4 protein-coding genes are annotated in these 2454 nt (G+C 63.3%); 2 read left to right on the top strand and 2 right to left on the bottom strand.

Features of this window, described 5'->3' with window-relative positions:
• Positions 1-395: 395 nt before the first annotated feature.
• Complete coding sequence (locus DY926_RS09930) at positions 396-947, bottom strand: hypothetical protein (RefSeq protein WP_116703217.1); 552 nt, start codon at positions 945-947, stop codon at positions 396-398.
• Between the two features lie 63 nt (positions 948-1010).
• Between DY926_RS09930 and DY926_RS09925 the strand changes: the two genes are divergently transcribed.
• Both DY926_RS09925 and DY926_RS09920 read left to right on the top strand, forming a co-directional pair.
• Positions 1011-1859 (top strand): DNA/RNA non-specific endonuclease, encoded by an 849-nt coding sequence (locus DY926_RS09925; RefSeq protein ID WP_241503153.1) that lies wholly within the window; start codon positions 1011-1013, stop codon positions 1857-1859.
• A 14-nt stretch (positions 1860-1873) separates the two neighbouring features.
• Complete coding sequence (locus DY926_RS09920; RefSeq protein WP_116703215.1) at positions 1874-2125, top strand: hypothetical protein; 252 nt, start codon at positions 1874-1876, stop codon at positions 2123-2125.
• Positions 2126-2140: 15 nt separating this feature from the next.
• Here the strand turns inward: DY926_RS09920 and DY926_RS09915 are convergent, their stop codons facing one another.
• Positions 2141-2386 carry a WGR domain-containing protein gene (locus DY926_RS09915; protein ID WP_338034330.1) on the bottom strand — a complete coding sequence of 82 codons (246 nt, stop codon included), beginning with the start codon at positions 2384-2386 and terminating at the stop codon, positions 2141-2143.
• Positions 2387-2454 lie beyond the last annotated feature (68 nt).

Raw genomic sequence — 2454 nt, 5'->3', positions numbered from 1 at the left:
CGCCGCGAAATCGCCGTTCTCCGGCTGCTTCAACTCGATGACGAGGCGGGCGACATGAACCGCCCGACGTTGCCCGATGTGTGCCGCTTTCACGCGCATTTCCGCGACAGATCCCCGGTTGCTGTCCCATCACCATAACGCGGCGCCGTCGCGGGCGTGACGTCCCGGGACGCCGCCCGGGGCGGCGTCGCATCAGGAGTAAAGAACGTGAATTTCAATACCGTATCGACGACCTGCGCAGAGGGGTGGAGTGCCCCCGTGGCCCATCGCGCCGCGACTGCCGCCCGGATGAGCGCCGCGCGCGGGCTGTTCCGGGAAAAGTCCTGTCTGGAAGCGGAAGTCCGGACAGGAACATTGCCAGCCGCAATCCAGGCGGGGCTGCGCCGCCGGGCGTCTCAGGCCGGGCGAAAGGCGAGGACGCTACTGCTCGATGTCGGCCGGTGAGGCGGCCCGGACAACTCGGCGAGGATATCCTCGACCGCTGCCCAGGCGCCAAGGGTGCGCTGGGCCAGCCGCCATGCGTCCCGCTCGGCGATGAAAGCCTGTTCCAGTGCGGCGTCCACCCTTGCACGGATGGCAGGATCATCCAGAAGCCCCGCCTCACCGGTCTCTTCTTCGAGGTTTTCCGCGTGCCAGACGGTTTCGCGGGCAGCGACAAGCCTGTCGATGGCCCGGCCAATGGCAGGCTGGAAAAGCTGCGGCAGGATGATCTCCGCTTCCTCGCGGGTCTCCGGCAGGCCGTGGCGCAGGAGGATGCGCCGTCCCCGCCTGCGGCCTTCTTCGCGCACCGCGTCAGCGTCGGGCAGGCCCGGAATGTCCCAGTCCCGCAGGCGCTTGTACATCGCGCCCGCATCGGGCATGATGGCCTGCATATGTGCAAGCGTCGGTTCTTCGCGCCGTTCGACCGGAAAGCGACGCAGCGTGCCGTTATCTTCGGTGTAGCCCATGACAGTCTCCCGGAAATGCAGGTTACATACCGCATGAACCAGAAAAATAAAAGCAAAAACAGCATGTTACGTTATGTCGCGTCTGTTGGTGTGCTCGCGATGGGTCTTCTGCTCCCCCTGTCGTCTTCCGTGCTGGCGGAACCTGCCTCCTGTCCGCAGTTTGGTGTCGGGGGACAGCTCCCGACACTGGTTGATCCGAAGCTCGCGCCCCGCACGACGCTCCTGTGCAACGAGGTGTACGCCTCCCTCAATTCAGGCCTCGTTCATGAACCCTTGTGGTCCGCCGAGCACCTGACACGGACAGACATCGAACAGGCCCGCGACCTTGGGCGGATTACCGAGCGTTTTCATGCCGATCCCCGCCTGCCTCCGGGAGATGGGGCGGAGCTTTCCGACTATCGGCGTTCGGGTTACGATCGTGGCCACATGACCCCTTCCGGGGAAGCGCCGGACGCGGTGGCCCAGGAGCAGACATTTTCGCTTGCAAATGTCGTGCCGCAGACCCCGGAGCTTAACGAAGGGATCTGGACCGGCGTTGAAATGGCCGTCAGGAAGCTCGCGACCCGTGAAGGTGAGCTTTACGTGGTCACCGGTCCTGCCTTTCATGGCAGCACGCAGGGTATCGGGCGTGACGTGTTTGTCCCGACTTCCACATGGAAGGCGGTGTATGATCCGGTTACCAATGGCGCGGGCGTCTATGTCTGCAAGAACAACGAACAGCCGACATGCGCGTTCGTGAGCGTCGCGACGCTGATCCGGGTGGTTGGCGTGGACCCGTTCCCGGCCCTGCCAGATGATGTGAAGGCCAACGCAATGCCCCTGCCGGAGCCGGAAGCGAGTCCATACCATCCCCGGACACATCGCCCGCTATCGGAGCGGGGGTATGGTTTCCGGGACGACCCGATGCAATAGGAAAGGAGACACCAATGTCATTTCAGCCATTTGACGATCAGGGCGAAAGCTGCACGATCGACGGGATGACCATCGAAAACGGGAGTGACCGGATCGCCGTTTATGGCCGCCTGTCCATCACCCGGGATCAGGCCGGTCTGGAAAACGCCCGCGCGCTCAGGGAGCTGCTGGACGCCGTTGTCCACGAACTGGAAAGCCAGCCCCATCTTCCTGAAAAGATCACGGTGGGTCTGGTCACGCACCCCATGGAAAACCCCTTTGGCTGACGTGCGGGCCGGGTTTCAGGAAATCGCCTGATATCCGCGTTTCTTGCGGTATCGGACAAGTGCCGCCAGTGCATTCGCGGCGTCGCCTTCGCTGGCATGGAGATCGAGCCGCATCGTGCCTTTTGTGCCGATACGGCCCCAACGTCGCAGCAGGGCGGCGCCCCCGAAAAGATCGGGCTGAACCGCCATGGCATAGTAGCGCCATTCATTCTTTTCAGGATGGATGCGCTGCATGTAGGTGGATAACGGGAACAGTGACATCTGGACGGGTGGCGCCATGGAAGGATCTGTCTCCTGGCTGGTGGCGACTTCATGGATCGCGCCGGGGG

It is taken from the genome of Komagataeibacter melaceti (assembly GCF_003403295.1).
GTDB classification, from domain to species: domain Bacteria; phylum Pseudomonadota; class Alphaproteobacteria; order Acetobacterales; family Acetobacteraceae; genus Komagataeibacter; species Komagataeibacter melaceti.
Note: the sequence above shows the minus strand (reverse complement) of the source record. Positions and strands in the feature narration are given on the sequence as shown.

Bases quoted from the DNA above. Each gene is read 5' to 3' on its own strand.
- DY926_RS09915 (WP_338034330.1), bottom strand. From the start codon at position 2,386: ATGTCACTGTTCCCGTTATCCACCTACATGCAGCGCATCCATCCTGAA.
- DY926_RS09920 (WP_116703215.1), top strand. From the start codon at position 1,874: ATGTCATTTCAGCCATTTGACGATCAGGGCGAAAGCTGCACGATCGAC.
- DY926_RS09925 (WP_241503153.1), top strand. From the start codon at position 1,011: ATGTTACGTTATGTCGCGTCTGTTGGTGTGCTCGCGATGGGTCTTCTG.
- DY926_RS09930 (WP_116703217.1), bottom strand. From the start codon at position 947: ATGGGCTACACCGAAGATAACGGCACGCTGCGTCGCTTTCCGGTCGAA.